Genomic DNA, 14,275 nt, shown 5'->3' on the forward strand with positions numbered 1-14,275 from the left:
AAGTTCACCCGACTAAGAACTGGAGACGCTGTGCGAATCCTGAATAGTCGAGCAAAAAGCGAGCGATCAGCGAACCGAGCGCAACGGCAAGCAACACACGTAAGACGACAGCCTGTGGTCCTTTCGGATGCTGCAGGAACTTCTCCCACTTGACTGGAAGGAGTGCCCACCAGGCGAAGACAATCGCCGTTAAATAAACGAGCATACTGATTAATGCACTTAAACCGATTGACGTCACTGCTACTGCACCTCTTCTGTTAAGGTTTTTCCAACCTTACCATGATTTCATACAATGAATGATTGCGCAAACAAAAAGGCACAAGATAATTTATTTTATCCTATAAAATATATTATGAAAAGATGATTATGGAAAATTCCACATAATAAGATTGAAAAATGTGTGAAGAGGACACATATATGTCCTTTTACTTTTTTTAGCGTTGTTAAACCTGAATCACCCAACAGATTTGTGAAAGCGATTGTCCTGCAGGAAATCATTGACCTCTCCTCAAAAAAAGACCCGGCTTCCATGACGGAAACCGGGTCTTTTAACTTGGATCAATCGCGACCGTACTCTTTTAGGTTGAGACGGTTGATTGCGCGTTTCAATGAAAGCTCAGCGCGTTTGAACTCAAGATCTGATAATTTCGTGTCCTGGAGGCGACGTTCTGCCCGGACTTTCGCAGCCGAGGCACGGTCGTAGTCGACCTTATCCGCTGCTTCAGCCGTTTCAGCAAGAACCGTCACTGTATCCTGGCGCACTTCCATAAAGCCACCGCTGATAGCGATCAACGTGCGTCCGCCATCTTCGTGGCGCAACTTCAAGATGCTGATGTCGAGTGGTGTTACGAGTGGTACGTGGTGCGGGAGAACCCCGATCTCACCAGATATCGTTTTCGCAACGACCATACGGACATCGCCATCATACACTTCGCCATCCGGGGTGACGATATTGACATGAAGTGTGTTCATCTCAAGTCCCCCTTATGCTTTGTCACTTAGACAAGCGTCTTCGCTTTTTCAATCGCATCTTCGATCGGACCGACGAGACGGAATGCTTCTTCCGTCAAATCATCGTGTTTCCCACCGAGGATTTCTTTGAAGCCGCGGATCGTGTCCTTAACCGGGACGTACGATCCTTTTTGTCCTGTGAACTGCTCAGCTACGTGGAAGTTCTGCGACAAGAAGAACTGGATACGACGCGCACGGTGTACAGTCAATTTGTCTTCTTCAGACAACTCGTCCATACCGAGGATCGCGATGATATCCTGAAGTTCTTTGTAACGCTGAAGTGTTTCCTGAACTTGACGAGCTACGCCGTAATGCTCTTCGCCGACGATTTCCGGTGAAAGGGCACGTGATGTAGAAGCAAGTGGATCCACGGCAGGATAGATACCCATCTCAGAGAGACGGCGCTCAAGGTTCGTCGTTGCATCCAAGTGGGCAAACGTCGTTGCAGGAGCCGGGTCAGTATAGTCATCGGCTGGTACATAAACCGCTTGGATTGATGTAACCGAACCTTTGTTTGTTGACGTGATACGCTCTTGAAGCATACCCATCTCTGTAGCAAGTGTCGGCTGGTAACCAACGGCAGATGGCATACGACCGAGAAGGGCCGATACTTCTGAACCTGCTTGTGTGTAACGGAAGATGTTATCAACGAAGAGAAGAACGTCTTGTCCCTGCTCATCACGGAAGTATTCCGCCATTGTCAAACCAGTCAAGGCAACACGAAGACGTGCGCCCGGCGGCTCGTTCATCTGACCGAAGACCATCGCTGTTTGTTTGATAACGCCTGAATCCGTCATCTCGTGGTACAAGTCATTACCTTCACGCGTCCGCTCACCAACACCTGCGAATACCGAGATACCGCTGTGCTCTTGCGCGATGTTGTTGATCAGTTCCTGGATGAGGACGGTCTTACCTACACCGGCACCACCGAAGAGACCGATCTTACCACCCTTGATGTAAGGAGCGAGTAAGTCAACGACTTTAATTCCTGTTTCGAGGATTTCAACTTTTGTTGAAAGGTTATCAAACGTCGGTGCTTTTTTGTGGATCGGAAGACGTTCCACGCTTGCATCGAGTTCTTTTTCATCAATTGGGTTACCGAGTACGTTGAAGACGCGACCAAGCGTTGCTTCTCCGACAGGTACCGAGATTGGAGCACCAGTGTCCAGTACTTCCACTCCACGGCGTACACCATCCGTAGAATCCATCGCAATGGTACGGACGACGTCGTCACCAAGGTGCAAGGCGACCTCAAGCGTCAAGTCGATAGCCACTTCTTCTACTGTTTGCGGCGTATATTGAATACGAAGCGCGTTGTAGATCTTCGGCAAGTGTCCGTCGAACTTAACGTCGATGACAGGTCCCATGACCGCGACGACGCGGCCTTTTAAACCGAGTTCGTTCATCGTGTTTCCTCCTAGCTATCATTACGCCGAGTGGATTACTGCTGGGCAGCGGCTCCACTGACGATCTCTGTGATTTCTTGCGTGATTGCAGCTTGTCGAGCCCGGTTGTAGACGAGAGTCAATCGACCGATCAAGTCATCTGCGTTATCTGTCGCACTTTGCATTGCTGTCATACGTGACGCATGTTCTGCTACTTTCGCGTCAAGAAGCGCACCGAAAATCAAGCTCTCCGCATAACGCGGAAGGAGTTCAGCCAGGATTTGTTCCTCGCTTGGCTCGTACTCATAAGTCGTCGAAGACGAAGCTTCGATTTCTCCGAGCGGGAGAAGGGTTTCGACTTTCACTTCCTGGCTGATGACAGACATGAAGTGGTTGTAGCACAGCTTGAGTTCGTCGATTTCGCCGAGCGTGAACGCACTCACTGTACGCTTCACGATTTCTGCGACATCGACATACGAAGGAGAATCGTTTAGTCCTGTGATCGCATCCGTGACCGTGATTCCGCGTGAACGGAAGAACTGGACACCGACTTTACCGACCACGAACAAGACGTAACTGTCCGTAGTATGCTTTTCATTGATTTCCCGGTAGACTTCACGCAGCACGTTGGCGTTATATGCACCAGCTAAGCCGCGATCCGATGTGATGACGATATATCCTGTCTTTTTGACAGGACGTTTTTCGAGCATCGGATGGCTAGCACCTGTCGTGCCATTCGCAATGGTTCCGAGCACTTCCTGCATTTTCAGCATGTAAGGCTGGAACTTCGCGCTATGTGCTTGAGCGCGGTTCAGTTTCGACGCCGAAACCATGTTCATCGCTTTCGTGATCTGTTTCGTACTTTTCGTCGAGTTGATCCGCATTTGTATCTCGCGCAACGATGCCATTTCGATTCACCACCTTGTTAGTATCAAGAGTGTTCCGCCGAGTCTAAGAGAAATCCCTTAGACAGTCGGCTGGAACGTTTTCTTAAATTCTGAGATTGCAGTAACGATTTCTTCGTCAGCTGGAAGGTTACCTGTTTTACGGATCTCGTCGCAAAGTTGTTTGCGGTTTTGATCGAGCCAGAGGTTGAGTTCCTTTTCAAAACGACGAATATCTGAAACGGCAACATCATCAAGGTGACCACGAGTCAAGGCATAGATGATGATGACTTGCTTATCGACAGTCAACGGTTGGTTAAGGTCCTGTTTCAGAACCTCTACTGTCCGCTCACCACGGTTAAGCTTCGATTGTGTCGCTTTATCAAGGTCAGATCCGAACTGTGAAAAGGCTTCGAGCTCACGGTAAGAAGCGAGGTCAAGACGGAGCGTACCCGCTACCTTCTTCATCGCTTTCACTTGAGCCGAACCACCTACACGCGATACCGAGAGACCCGGGTTGATCGCTGGACGGACACCTGAGAAGAAGAGATCCGATTGAAGGAAGATTTGACCATCCGTGATCGAGATAACATTTGTCGGGATGTAAGCCGAGATATCCGACGCTTGTGTCTCGATGAATGGAAGAGCTGTTAAGCTACCTGCACCAAGTCCGTCGTTCAATTTCGCTGCACGCTCAAGGAGACGTGAGTGAAGGTAGAAGACATCACCCGGGTAGGCTTCGCGGCCTGGTGGACGCTTCAGAAGAAGCGAAAGCTCACGGTATGCCGCTGCTTGTTTTGAAAGATCATCATAGATGACAAGAACGTGCTTGCCGAGATCCATGAAGTGTTCACCCATCGCTACACCAGCGAATGGTGCGAGGTAAAGAAGTGGCGCCGGCTGTGAAGCTGCTGCCGAAACGACGATTGTGTAATCAAGTGCACCGTTTTTACGGAGTGTTTCAACAACACCACGGACTGTTGATTCTTTTTGTCCGATTGCGACGTAGATACAGATCATGTTTTCTTCTTTTTGGTTGATGATCGTATCGATGGCGATTGACGTTTTACCCGTCTGACGGTCACCGATGATCAACTCACGTTGTCCACGACCGATTGGAACGAGGGCATCGATTGCCTTGATTCCCGTCTGAAGTGGTTCGTGAACCGATTTACGTGCCATAACACCAGAAGCTTTACGCTCGATCGGGTTATAGTGTTCTGTTTCGATTGGACCAAGACCATCGATTGGCATACCAAGCGGGTTGACGACACGTCCGAGGAGTGCGTCTCCTGTTGGTACTTCCATGATGCGGCCCGTACGGCGAACAGAGTCGCCTTCTTTGATTTCAAGATAGTCACCAAGAATGATGATACCGACGTTGCCTTCTTCTAAGTTTTGCGCCAAGCCCATTGTGCCGTTAGCGAATTCTACGAGCTCTCCCGACATGACGTTGTCGAGTCCGTGTGCACGAGCGATACCATCACCGATTTGGATGACTGTACCTGTCTCGTTCACTTCCATCGTAGAACCGTACTGCGCGATACGCGCTTTAAGCAGGGCGCTGATTTCTTCAGCTCTAATGCTCATGCGTTTCACCCCTATTTTCTTACGCTTTTAACAGCTCACGCTCAAGTCGCGTTAGTTTCGTTTCGATCGTGCCATCATATGTCGTGTAACCGATTTGAACACGAAGTCCGCCGATTACGTTCGTATCAACAACATTTTCTACTTCAAGCGTTTTTCCTGATTTTTGGCCAAACGTTTCCTTCACGTTCGTGAGTTCTTCGTCCGACAGTTTGTATGCACTTGTCACGATTGCTGTTGCAACGTTACGGTGCTCATTCAACAACGCGATGAAATGCTCCGGCAATGACAATACTTCCGGTGCCCGGTCGTTTTCGACCATGACGAGGATCGTATTTAAGACAATCGTATTGAAGCCTGTGAAGCTCGTATGAAGGACTTGCTTCAGCTCTTCTGCAGAAATCGACGGGTTTCCTAAAACCGATGCGAGCTCTGGTGTTGCGTGGAGCACTTCGCCGAGCGTTCGCACATCAGCTTCTGCTTGTTCGAGCACATGGTGCTCAAGTGCAAGATCGAAGAGCGCTTTTGCGTAGCGTCCCGCTACGTGGTCACGCATTAGTTCGTGCCCTTAGTGTCAGCGAGGAATTGGTCGACGAGTGCACGTTGTGCCGCTTCGTCTGTCGCAAGCTGTGTTTTCATGACGTGGCGTGCTGCAGCGATTGCTTGAAGAGCAACATCGTTCTTCAAAGCAGCTTGTGCTTCAGCGCGTTCACGTTCGATTGCACGGCGAGCTTCTTCCTTGCTCAATTCTGTTTCGACACGTGCCTGCTCCATCGCACGTGCTTGTTCCGCCTCAGCTTGACGGCGTGATGCTTCTAACAGGTCACGTGCTTCCGTACGTGCCTTGTTGAGTTCTGCTTGTTGTTGTTCTACGTAGACTTCAGCGTCTTTCCGGCTTTTTTCAGCCGAATTGATCTCGCTAGCCACATGCTCTTCCCGCGCTTTCATCATGTTGACGAGCGGGCCCCATGCGAATTTCTTCAAGAGGATGAGGAGCAAGAGGAAAACGACGATCGTGACGATCATGTTAGCAAGTAAGAGGTGACTACCTTCGCCGCCTGCTTCTGCCGCAAGATACGTGAGATTCATTCGATTACACTCCCCTCGTGGTTGGTCCTACTTCTAATATCTACATAAGGGAGCCGCAGCCCCCATGACGGTTCACTCTAGTGGAACGAATAACGCCCTATGTAGCTCAGTTCTTGGTACGTAAAATTAAATACGGATTAAGAGTTGAGGAGAAGGAAACCGACCGCTACACCGATGATTGGAAGTGCCTCAACGAGACCGATACCGATGAACATTGTTTGACGAAGTTCGTTTTTGAGTTCTGGCTGACGTGCTTGTCCTAATACTGTACCGTTTACGATAAGACCGTTACCGATACCTGCGCCGAGTGCGCCGAGTCCGATGATGATCGCTGTTGCAATAAGTTCCATTATGAATTGCCTCCCTAGATTGTGTTCGAAATTTGGTCGTGCGATTATCGGAAAAGCAGATGCTTTACCTTCGAATTAATGGTCGTGCGCTGCCTTATGCCCGATGTAAACCATCGTTAAGATAAGGAAGATATACGCTTGGATTGCTCCGATGAAGAGTGAGAATCCTTGCCAGATCAACATTGGGATCGCTGACAGGATGACACCGACTGGTCCGAGGAATTGGAAATCGTTCGTTCCAGAGATGATACCGATCGAGAGAATGATACCAATCATGATCTCACCCGCGAAGATGTTACCGTAAAGACGAAGACCAAGTGTCAACGTGTTTGCGAATTCTTCGATGATGGTAATAATAAACATCGGCGTCATAAACGTTTTCGCATACGAGCCGAAGCCGCGCATTTTCACACCGTAATAATGGCTCATGACCACTACCATAGATGAAAGTGCAAGTGTCACATACGGATCTGCAGTTGGTGAGTTGAACCAAATGTAGTGACCCGTCACAACGTTAAAGGGAAGACCCATTAAGTTGGACACGATGATGAACAGGAACAGTGTCATTCCGAAAGTTAGGAAGCGACCCCCTGTTTTCCAGTCCATCGTGCTGCTGATGATTCCGCGAACGAACTCGAGGAACATCTCCATCACGTTTTGAGCACCGGTCGGCTTCATCACAAGACGTCGCGTACCGGCCACGGCAATCAGGAAAACGAGAGCAGCTGCAATCAGCACTGTGATCAAGTTTGTCCAGCTACCGTACAGAACGAAGTCGCCCCAGAGTGGGATTTCGTAAAGTGGCATTTCGTGGTTCATTTGATTATTCACCTCTTTTCCCGCTTAAGTTCGTGAGTAAAATACTCACAAAATTGTATGACGTGGCCGGCGAGAAGGCCTATTACCACCGCAGTTAATGACAATTCGGCTTCATACTTCAAGCCGATCATCACACAGAGTACCGCGACCGCCATGCGTGATACGGTCCCTCGAGACATCGGCTTGCGCCCACGCTCGATTACACGATACATTCGATCGACGCTTAATCGTTGCAGCGTCAAGATCATGAAGCTACCTGCCCCACCCAGCGCCAGTCCATAAATCACCGGATCACTCGGATAACCGACAAGTAACAGAACGGCAAGGATTCCATAGTAGAGTCCAAACCATCGTAAGTACGCACGATACAACGCATCTTGAAGGATGATATTCATGTCTTGTCTCCTAACAAGTGCCTGATCATTGCGATCATGCAGAGAATTCCGATGAAAATCCCGATGAACACTGCAAACGTCGCGCCCATCTTTTGCCACCAGTCCTGCTGTTCCCCATAGTTCCCAACAAGAAAGCCGATGACGATCGGTGCGGCTAGTGCCGTCGAAATTTGCGAGGCCATGACCATACTCGTCGCGAGCCCTTTTTGGCGCACTAGAGACGACCCCCTTTTCCCAGTTGTGAGTTCTTTTTCTTTCCCACAATTTGCGGATTTTCATACTAGTCAAGAATACAATGAGAACCATTTCATAGTCAAATGAATTCACAATTAAAATGGACCGTCGAAACCATTGTATATCAACAATTGATAAGGTTTTCACAGAGGTCTCCCCCGGCACTCTTTTCACGAAGATGTGAAGAAAATATGTAGTACTATCAACGTTTATCGAGATGGTTCACTAGGTGAACAAAACCATTGAACAGTAACGTTATATCGTCTTTCGTAATGAGAAACAAGTCGTCTAAATTTGATTTGTGTCGATTTTGTGAAAAAACATTTTTTCTTCACAATTGTAAACGCTTCCGTTTCGGGACACGAAAACCCCTCTGACATCTGTTTGTAACAAAGCCCGCAGACGATTTCCAATTCGTTTCGTGTGTGCCTTGTCACAGCTTAAAAATTCACGGATGATTTGCTGCTTTCAAGGTCATAGTGCAGCTGTTTTTTTACAAAAATCATATATTTAGTTCTTCCATTTGAGTGGAACCACTGCTCGTTTACTCGTTGATTATGATTTGAAAATGATTGTCTACATATGGTAAAAAGAAGTGACATGAACAAATCAAAAGGATGTGAAGAGAATGGAAACCGAACGCTTTCGAGTTCAGTGCGGGGACTGCTTCGGATTGTGTTGTACGGCACTCGCTTTTTCCGCCTCAAGCGATTTTGGTCACAACAAACCGGAAGCGACACCATGCCGGAATTTAGATGCTGATTACCGTTGCGGGATTCATGACCGTTTGCGCCCGAGCGGGTATAAAGGATGTACCGTTTATGACTGCTTTGGTGCCGGACAACAGATTTCGCAAGTGACATTTTCCGGCGTGTACGATGAGACGACAAAACCGGTCATGTACGCCCTGTATCCGAAGATGGTCCATCTGCAGGAAATGATGTGGTACCTGACAGACGGCATCCGGCCAGCCACCCGCTCGATTCATCATCTGCTAGAAAATAAGCTGGCTGAACTGGATGCAATGACCGGTTCTTCTCCGGACGAGCTTGCGGCACTCGATCTCGATCAGGTACGGGCAACATTGCTACCGCTCCTTGCAAAAATCGAAGGACTGGTTCAAACACCGTTTTCAGGGACGAGCAGACGCCCACTTCCCCGCGACTGGATTGGGAAAAATCTTGCAGGACAGGACTTTTCCGGCATAAGTGTCCGCGGACAGTTTTTGCTCGCGACGAACTTATCGAACAGCCGGTTGCGTGGCGTCAACTTCCTCGGTGCCGACCTGCGTGACTGTCAGTTGGCAGGAGCCGATCTGACCGACGCGCTGTTTTTGACGCAAGCGCAGGTCAATGCGGCGCAAGGCAATACGAAGACACGCCTTCCGGAACGGTTGCTCCGCCCTTCGCACTGGGCGTAAGGGAACAATGGGGTATTAATTATTGTCCAAAAGAAGTGCCGTCTCTTTCCCAAAGATAATGCGTCATTCTATCGTCACAGGTGTTCCGCCCTCTTCCTCATTCGCTTTCCGCAGGCGAGACACAAGCCAGCTTTCCTGCACCTGTGGTCAGGAAACCGGGTCTTGTTTGTCTCTGACAGCGCAAAAAACGCGCTTTTCCCTGCAGGAGTCGCATGAAATGAGGACGTTCACTCGGACTGTTGACACATCGTTCGTACGTCCATCTTTGGAACAGATGATCTGTTGGATTCCATAAAAGGACCGGTGCCTCCGTTTGTGACGGGGACATCGGTCCTTTGCTGTATGTCTAAACTTTCGTCAGTTTTCGACTTTAAACGGCTCAAACTCCGCATCCTGATTAAAATGTTCCAGAATCGCCGCTGCAATCCGTTCGGAAGCATGACCATCTCCGTAAGGATTTGAAGCCTGGGCCATCTTGTTATACGCTGCTTCGTCCTCGAGCAACTCACTCGCGAGACGATAGATTGTTTCTTCATCCGTTCCGGCCAGCTTCAGCGTTCCCGCTTTAACGCCTTCCGGACGTTCGGTCGTATCGCGTAAGACAAGAACCGGCACACCGAGTGACGGAGCTTCTTCCTGGACGCCGCCGGAATCCGTCAAGATAAGGTGCGCCCGGCTCGCAAAGTTATGGAAGTCAAAGACGTCGAGCGGCGGAATCAAGGTGATGCGGTCGTGTCCTCCGAATACGTCACTCGCCGCCTCCTGGACGACAGGATTCAAGTGAACCGGATACACGACATGAATGTCCGGATGGTCGTCGACAAGACGCCGGATCGCCCGGAACATCTGGTGCATCTTCGCACCTAAATTTTCCCGCCGGTGCGCCGTCATCAGGACAAGTCGCTTCGAACCGATCTTTTCTAGAACGGGATGCATATAATCTGTCTGGACCGTCGTTTGCAGGGCATCGATCGCCGTATTCCCGGTCACGAAAACGCCCGCGTGTCTGTTTTCCGACGCCAGATTCACTGCCGCCTGCTCGGTCGGTGCAAAATGCAGATCGGCCAGCGTCGAGGTCAGTTGCCGGTTCACTTCTTCCGGGAACGGTGAGTACTTATTGTATGTACGGAGTCCGGCTTCGACATGTCCCACGGCGATTTGATTGTAGTAGGCAGCGAGACTGCCGACGAACGTCGTCGTCGTGTCGCCATGGACAAGGACGAGATCCGGTTTGACTTCCTTCATGACAGCATCGAGTCCCTCGAGACCGCGTGTCGTGATATCGACCAAGGTCTGCCGCGCTTTCATGATGTTCAAATCGTGATCCGGTGTAATCTCGAACAGCTCCAATACTTGATCGAGCATCTCCCGGTGTTGGGCCGTAATCGTGACATGGACGTCAAACGCAGGATTGTTCTTTAAGACGTTGACGAGCGGTGCCATTTTGATGGCTTCCGGTCGCGTGCCGAAAATCGGCATGACTTTGATGGGCATACAGACTTCCTCCTTCTTGCTTCTGCTCCTATTAAAACATATTCCATGTCACGTGCGCAGTTCACACCTGTGGCAACTCGTACAAAAAAAGGCGCTCCCTTCACAGGAAGCGCCTTTCAGTCTGCTGATTATTTCGTACCAAACAGACGGTCACCCGCATCCCCGAGTCCAGGAACGATGTAACCATGGTCATTCAATTTCTCATCGAGTGCCGCGAGATAAATGTCGACATCCGGATGTTCTTCCTGAATGCGTTTGACGCCTTCAGGTGCCGCACAGAGGCAAGCCAGCTTAATGCTTTGTGCACCCTGTTTTTTCAAAGAGGAGATTGCGTCAGCAGCAGAACCGCCGGTCGCAAGCATTGGATCGACGACGACGAAATCACGTTCTGCGACGTCTGTCGGTAATTTGAGATAGTATTCCGTCGGCTCAAGTGTTTCCGGATCACGGTAAAGACCGATATGTCCTACTTTGACGTTCGGCATCATGCGAAGCATGCCGTCCACCATCCCAAGACCTGCACGAAGAATCGGAACGATTCCCAGTTTCTTACCCTCGATCATTTTTTGCGTCGTTTTCGTGACCGGTGTCTCGATTTCAACGTCAGTAAGTGGAAGATCACGCGTGAGTTCATATGCCATCAATGAAGCCACTTCGTCGACAAGCTCCCGGAATTGTTTCGTTCCTGTTTCGACTTTACGCATGATCGTCATCTTGTGCTGAATCAATGGGTGATCAAATACATGTACTTTACTCATTGTTTTGCATCTCCTCTCCATTCTCTTTTCGCATTGTACTCCAAAAAGCGACTGCTTGGGAACTGTTTTCTTCGAATCAATCTCCCAGCGTACTCTTCCCTTGAAGGATTGCCTTCGCAGCATATGACCATTCGTTGTCCGGTTGTTTCGCTAACTCCTGTAATGTCGTTTTGTAATTACCAATTTTATTTTTTTGTTCGTAAACAGCCTGCATCCATAAGACATCACTCATGTAACCGGATTCCGGAAAATCATTCCGGTAGGCCAGGTAGTCACTTTGTTTCGTTTCTTTCAGCTTTCCGGCTGCAATCAATTTGTAGAAACGCGCCATACCGGCTGTTTCTTTATTCGTCAGGACCTTTCCGGTCAACAATTGGTTCGCCGTTTCATACTCTTTGGACTGAACGGAAGAAACTGCCTCCTGAAGGGCCTGCTCAGGATCCTTCGTTGACGCCTGCGGCTCCTCTTGTTCCGTTTCTTTCGATTGATCGGCTTTGGTTTTTTTTGTTTCCGTCTTTTTTTCTTCAGATGCCGCCAGCTTCTCATTTTTTTGTTTCAGCTGTTCGACTTCTTTTTCTAAAGACGCAAGCTTTTGTTCAACGTTCGTTTGTTCGGAAGTTTTTTTAGACGGAGCTTCCTCGGAAAAATCAACTTGCGTAATGCCGACTGCTAATAGGCCGGCTACGACTAGTCCACCTAACCACAACGGATTGCTCCGAAGATTTTTTTTCCATGACTTCAGTTGCGAATGATTTTGTACAACAGAAGGATATGCCGAAAAACGTTTTCGGGCCAATCGTTTCCCACCGATTTTTCCCGCAATCGCCAATCGGTAACGGTAAATCTCTGCCGGTAACGGAAGAGGTTTCCACTGCATGAACCGTGCATCGGCCTGTTCATAAAAACCGGCTTGTTCCATGATGACAATGGCTTTAAAATCTTCAACCAATCGTTTATAGTCACGTTTTGATAAACTTTTATCTTCCAACCATTTCGTAATGTGTGCCGTATTAATCGTCTCTAGTTCCGATCGTATGAATTTAGATAAGTCCATCGTTTAAATCCACCCTTAAATTATTCGTGTTCAGTTCAGTATATCAAAAATACTGCTCCAACTTTTATTTTTCGTGCGAAAACAAAAGTCAGAGCAGTATCCCGTTTTAATTGATTTCTTGAATCTGGCCATCTTCCATCCGTAAGACACGGTCACAATACGTCAGCATCCGTTCGTCATGGGTGATGACGATGACCGTCTTGCCGTGCTCATGTGCCTGTCGCTGCAACAACTCCATCACCTGTCGGGCATTCGTATAATCAAGACTCGCCGTCGGTTCATCCGCCAGAACGAGACGCGGATCATTGACAAGCGCCCGGGCAATCGCCACCCGTTGCCGTTCTCCACCGGATAAAGCGTGCGGCAAGTGATGACGTCTCTCACGTAATCCGAACACTTCCAGCTGAGCTGCTGCATCAATCGTTCGTCCGGCTTCTTCCGCAACGAGCTCCAGTTGTTCCGCTGCTGTTAAGAAGGGTACAAGATGGGATTCCTGAAAAATAAAGCCGATTGCCTCAAGGCGCATCCGGCGCCGTCCTTCATCCGACGTATCTCCAAGCGGACTTCCATCAAATTGAATCAGACCGGCGGATGGTGTCTGCAACAGCCCCAGCAATTGGAGTAACGTACTTTTCCCGCTGCCGCTCGGTCCGACAAGCGCAATCAATTCTCCTTCCCGGGCTTCGAACGAGACGTGTTGCAACACCTTCATCGCACCATATGTTTGTTCGACATCTGTCAGCTTAATCATCCTGTCATTCCTCCAATCGCATCAGCCGGTTCCAGTTTTCTCAAAGCACGCAACGGAATCAGACCGCCCAGCAAAGCCATCAGGATAATCAGCCCACCATACAGCAGACTGGTCGTCCATTCAAACCGGAATGGTAAATCGTCCGGCAACAATTGTCCGACCGTCCAAGTCAAAAGCAGACTGACTGAAAACGAGATGACCGTCAGCAGGAAAACCTGTAGGACGAGTCCTTGCCCAATCGTCCGCGTCCGAATCCCGATTGCCTTCAAGATACCAAGTTGTTTCATTTTTTGCATCGTCAAGATGTAAAAGAAAGCCGTCAAAATCAACGAACCGATGATGATGAGTGCGAGCCGCATCATTTGGAACGAGTTTTGTTCCGCCGCGTAACCCGGCACTTGTTCGACGATTTGCTGTTTCGTATACGTCGCAAGCTTTGTTTTAATCGAATCCCGGCTGATGAATGCCGAGACATAACTCGAGTCCATCTTTTTTTGCCAGGCATCCCATGTCGAAATCGTCATCCAGACGACCGGTGCATGGCTGTAGCGTCCGTCGTTGACCGTACCGACGATTTCAAACGTCTGTTTCGTCCGGAAGTCCGTGACCGAATCGCCGACTTTCGTGCCGCTCTGTTCGGCGTACTGTCGATCGACCAGGACTTGACCGTCCTTTAAGTCCGCTAATTGCTGCGGTCCGTAACGCGTATCACTCGGAGAAGCAAACACCGTCACATCTTCTTTTGTCCCATTTTTCTTTTCAAGCACCATGTTTTGCACACCTAATGCTTCCGTCGCCACCGGTTGATCCGTCCGTTCCAAAAAGGATCGTGTCAGCTGCCCTTCCGCATCTTTACTCAAGGCAACCTGCTCGATCGGCAAGTTGCGGACAACCGCTCCATTGTCATAAGCCAGTCCGTCGGCCAGTCCGGAAATCATTAAAATCAACAAGACGATCAACGTCGTCACGATTGCCATCAAGAAGAAGCGTTGTCGCATCCGAATCAATTCACGCCATCCCATCTTCATCTTTCATCCCTCCTGT

General features: G+C 49.2%; 17 protein-coding genes. 1 reads left to right on the forward strand and 16 read right to left on the reverse strand.

What is annotated here, in order from left to right; genetic code table 11:
- Positions 1-4 precede the first annotated feature (4 nt).
- The 11 genes from ACP26N_RS14110 to ACP26N_RS14160 form a co-directional block, all read right to left on the reverse strand.
- Positions 5-238, reverse strand: coding sequence for a DUF1146 family protein (locus ACP26N_RS14110; protein WP_012371538.1), 234 nt, complete (start codon positions 236-238; stop codon positions 5-7).
- A 320-nt stretch (positions 239-558) separates the two neighbouring features.
- The gene (locus ACP26N_RS14115; protein WP_012371539.1) at positions 559-972 is read right to left on the reverse strand and encodes a F0F1 ATP synthase subunit epsilon; all 414 of its coding nucleotides are present in this window, start codon (positions 970-972) and stop codon (positions 559-561) included.
- Positions 973-998: 26 nt separating this feature from the next.
- Positions 999-2,417, reverse strand: a complete 1,419-nt coding sequence (gene atpD, locus ACP26N_RS14120) for a F0F1 ATP synthase subunit beta (RefSeq protein WP_114597335.1) — start codon at positions 2,415-2,417, stop codon at positions 999-1,001.
- Positions 2,418-2,452: 35 nt separating this feature from the next.
- On the reverse strand, positions 2,453-3,304 hold the full coding sequence (gene atpG, locus ACP26N_RS14125) for an ATP synthase F1 subunit gamma (protein ID WP_012371541.1): 852 nt from the start codon (positions 3,302-3,304) through the stop codon (positions 2,453-2,455).
- Between the two features lie 57 nt (positions 3,305-3,361).
- The gene (gene atpA / locus ACP26N_RS14130; protein ID WP_012371542.1) at positions 3,362-4,870 is read right to left on the reverse strand and encodes a F0F1 ATP synthase subunit alpha; all 1,509 of its coding nucleotides are present in this window, start codon (positions 4,868-4,870) and stop codon (positions 3,362-3,364) included.
- Between the two features lie 19 nt (positions 4,871-4,889).
- Positions 4,890-5,423: a F0F1 ATP synthase subunit delta gene (locus ACP26N_RS14135; RefSeq protein ID WP_131502395.1), complete on the reverse strand. Its 534-nt coding sequence runs from the start codon at positions 5,421-5,423 to the stop codon at positions 4,890-4,892.
- Complete coding sequence (atpF, locus tag ACP26N_RS14140) at positions 5,423-5,956, reverse strand: F0F1 ATP synthase subunit B (protein ID WP_131502396.1); 534 nt, start codon at positions 5,954-5,956, stop codon at positions 5,423-5,425. Before atpF ends, ACP26N_RS14135 begins: the two co-directional genes overlap by 1 nt.
- A gap of 137 nt (positions 5,957-6,093) precedes the next feature.
- Positions 6,094-6,306 carry a F0F1 ATP synthase subunit C gene (gene atpE, locus ACP26N_RS14145; RefSeq protein ID WP_012371545.1) on the reverse strand — a complete coding sequence of 71 codons (213 nt, stop codon included), beginning with the start codon at positions 6,304-6,306 and terminating at the stop codon, positions 6,094-6,096.
- A 75-nt stretch (positions 6,307-6,381) separates the two neighbouring features.
- A complete protein-coding gene (gene atpB, locus ACP26N_RS14150; RefSeq protein ID WP_026827347.1) occupies positions 6,382-7,125 on the reverse strand; it encodes a F0F1 ATP synthase subunit A in 744 nt (247 codons plus the stop codon).
- Between the two features lie 8 nt (positions 7,126-7,133).
- Positions 7,134-7,520 carry an ATP synthase subunit I gene (locus ACP26N_RS14155; protein ID WP_012371547.1) on the reverse strand — a complete coding sequence of 129 codons (387 nt, stop codon included), beginning with the start codon at positions 7,518-7,520 and terminating at the stop codon, positions 7,134-7,136.
- Complete coding sequence (locus ACP26N_RS14160; protein ID WP_012371548.1) at positions 7,517-7,735, reverse strand: AtpZ/AtpI family protein; 219 nt, start codon at positions 7,733-7,735, stop codon at positions 7,517-7,519. Before ACP26N_RS14160 ends, ACP26N_RS14155 begins: the two co-directional genes overlap by 4 nt.
- A gap of 647 nt (positions 7,736-8,382) precedes the next feature.
- On the opposite strand from ACP26N_RS14160, the gene ACP26N_RS14165 reads away from it, so the two are divergent.
- Positions 8,383-9,174 (forward strand): pentapeptide repeat-containing protein, encoded by a 792-nt coding sequence (locus tag ACP26N_RS14165; RefSeq protein WP_214855906.1) that lies wholly within the window; start codon positions 8,383-8,385, stop codon positions 9,172-9,174.
- Positions 9,175-9,531: 357 nt separating this feature from the next.
- Here the strand turns inward: ACP26N_RS14165 and wecB are convergent, their stop codons facing one another.
- The 5 genes from wecB to ACP26N_RS14190 all read right to left on the reverse strand — a co-directional run bounded on the left by wecB (position 9,532) and on the right by ACP26N_RS14190 (position 14,259).
- Positions 9,532-10,668 carry a non-hydrolyzing UDP-N-acetylglucosamine 2-epimerase gene (wecB, locus tag ACP26N_RS14170; protein WP_426354209.1) on the reverse strand — a complete coding sequence of 379 codons (1,137 nt, stop codon included), beginning with the start codon at positions 10,666-10,668 and terminating at the stop codon, positions 9,532-9,534.
- Positions 10,669-10,796: 128 nt separating this feature from the next.
- Complete coding sequence (gene upp / locus ACP26N_RS14175) at positions 10,797-11,426, reverse strand: uracil phosphoribosyltransferase (RefSeq protein WP_012371551.1); 630 nt, start codon at positions 11,424-11,426, stop codon at positions 10,797-10,799.
- Positions 11,427-11,502: 76 nt separating this feature from the next.
- Complete coding sequence (locus ACP26N_RS14180) at positions 11,503-12,480, reverse strand: hypothetical protein (protein WP_214855900.1); 978 nt, start codon at positions 12,478-12,480, stop codon at positions 11,503-11,505.
- Positions 12,481-12,586: 106 nt separating this feature from the next.
- Positions 12,587-13,231, reverse strand: coding sequence for an ABC transporter ATP-binding protein (locus ACP26N_RS14185; RefSeq protein WP_131502400.1), 645 nt, complete (start codon positions 13,229-13,231; stop codon positions 12,587-12,589).
- Positions 13,228-14,259 (reverse strand): ABC transporter permease, encoded by a 1,032-nt coding sequence (locus ACP26N_RS14190; RefSeq protein WP_426354212.1) that lies wholly within the window; start codon positions 14,257-14,259, stop codon positions 13,228-13,230. The genes ACP26N_RS14185 and ACP26N_RS14190 overlap by 4 nt, the downstream gene beginning before the upstream one ends.
- Between the last annotated feature and the right edge of the window lie 16 nt (positions 14,260-14,275).

This window comes from Exiguobacterium sp. R-39, from assembly GCF_049942815.1.
Lineage (GTDB): Bacteria > Bacillota > Bacilli > Exiguobacteriales > Exiguobacteriaceae > Exiguobacterium_A.

Excerpts from the sequence above, each read along its gene's own strand:
- atpE (WP_012371545.1), bottom strand. The coding sequence starts at position 6,306 with ATGGAACTTATTGCAACAGCGATCATCATCGGACTCGGCGCACTCGGC.
- ACP26N_RS14115 (WP_012371539.1), bottom strand. The coding sequence starts at position 972 with ATGAACACACTTCATGTCAATATCGTCACCCCGGATGGCGAAGTGTAT.
- ACP26N_RS14190 (WP_426354212.1), bottom strand. The coding sequence starts at position 14,259 with ATGAAGATGGGATGGCGTGAATTGATTCGGATGCGACAACGCTTCTTC.
- atpG (WP_012371541.1), bottom strand. The coding sequence starts at position 3,304 with ATGGCATCGTTGCGCGAGATACAAATGCGGATCAACTCGACGAAAAGT.
- ACP26N_RS14185 (WP_131502400.1), bottom strand. The coding sequence starts at position 13,231 with ATGATTAAGCTGACAGATGTCGAACAAACATATGGTGCGATGAAGGTG.
- ACP26N_RS14135 (WP_131502395.1), bottom strand. The coding sequence starts at position 5,423 with ATGCGTGACCACGTAGCGGGACGCTACGCAAAAGCGCTCTTCGATCTT.
- ACP26N_RS14180 (WP_214855900.1), bottom strand. The coding sequence starts at position 12,480 with ATGGACTTATCTAAATTCATACGATCGGAACTAGAGACGATTAATACG.
- atpB (WP_026827347.1), bottom strand. The coding sequence starts at position 7,125 with ATGAACCACGAAATGCCACTTTACGAAATCCCACTCTGGGGCGACTTC.
- atpA (WP_012371542.1), bottom strand. The coding sequence starts at position 4,870 with ATGAGCATTAGAGCTGAAGAAATCAGCGCCCTGCTTAAAGCGCGTATC.
- wecB (WP_426354209.1), bottom strand. The coding sequence starts at position 10,668 with ATGCCCATCAAAGTCATGCCGATTTTCGGCACGCGACCGGAAGCCATC.
- upp (WP_012371551.1), bottom strand. The coding sequence starts at position 11,426 with ATGAGTAAAGTACATGTATTTGATCACCCATTGATTCAGCACAAGATG.
- atpD (WP_114597335.1), bottom strand. The coding sequence starts at position 2,417 with ATGAACGAACTCGGTTTAAAAGGCCGCGTCGTCGCGGTCATGGGACCT.
- atpF (WP_131502396.1), bottom strand. The coding sequence starts at position 5,956 with ATGAATCTCACGTATCTTGCGGCAGAAGCAGGCGGCGAAGGTAGTCAC.
- ACP26N_RS14165 (WP_214855906.1), top strand. The coding sequence starts at position 8,383 with ATGGAAACCGAACGCTTTCGAGTTCAGTGCGGGGACTGCTTCGGATTG.
- ACP26N_RS14155 (WP_012371547.1), bottom strand. The coding sequence starts at position 7,520 with ATGAATATCATCCTTCAAGATGCGTTGTATCGTGCGTACTTACGATGG.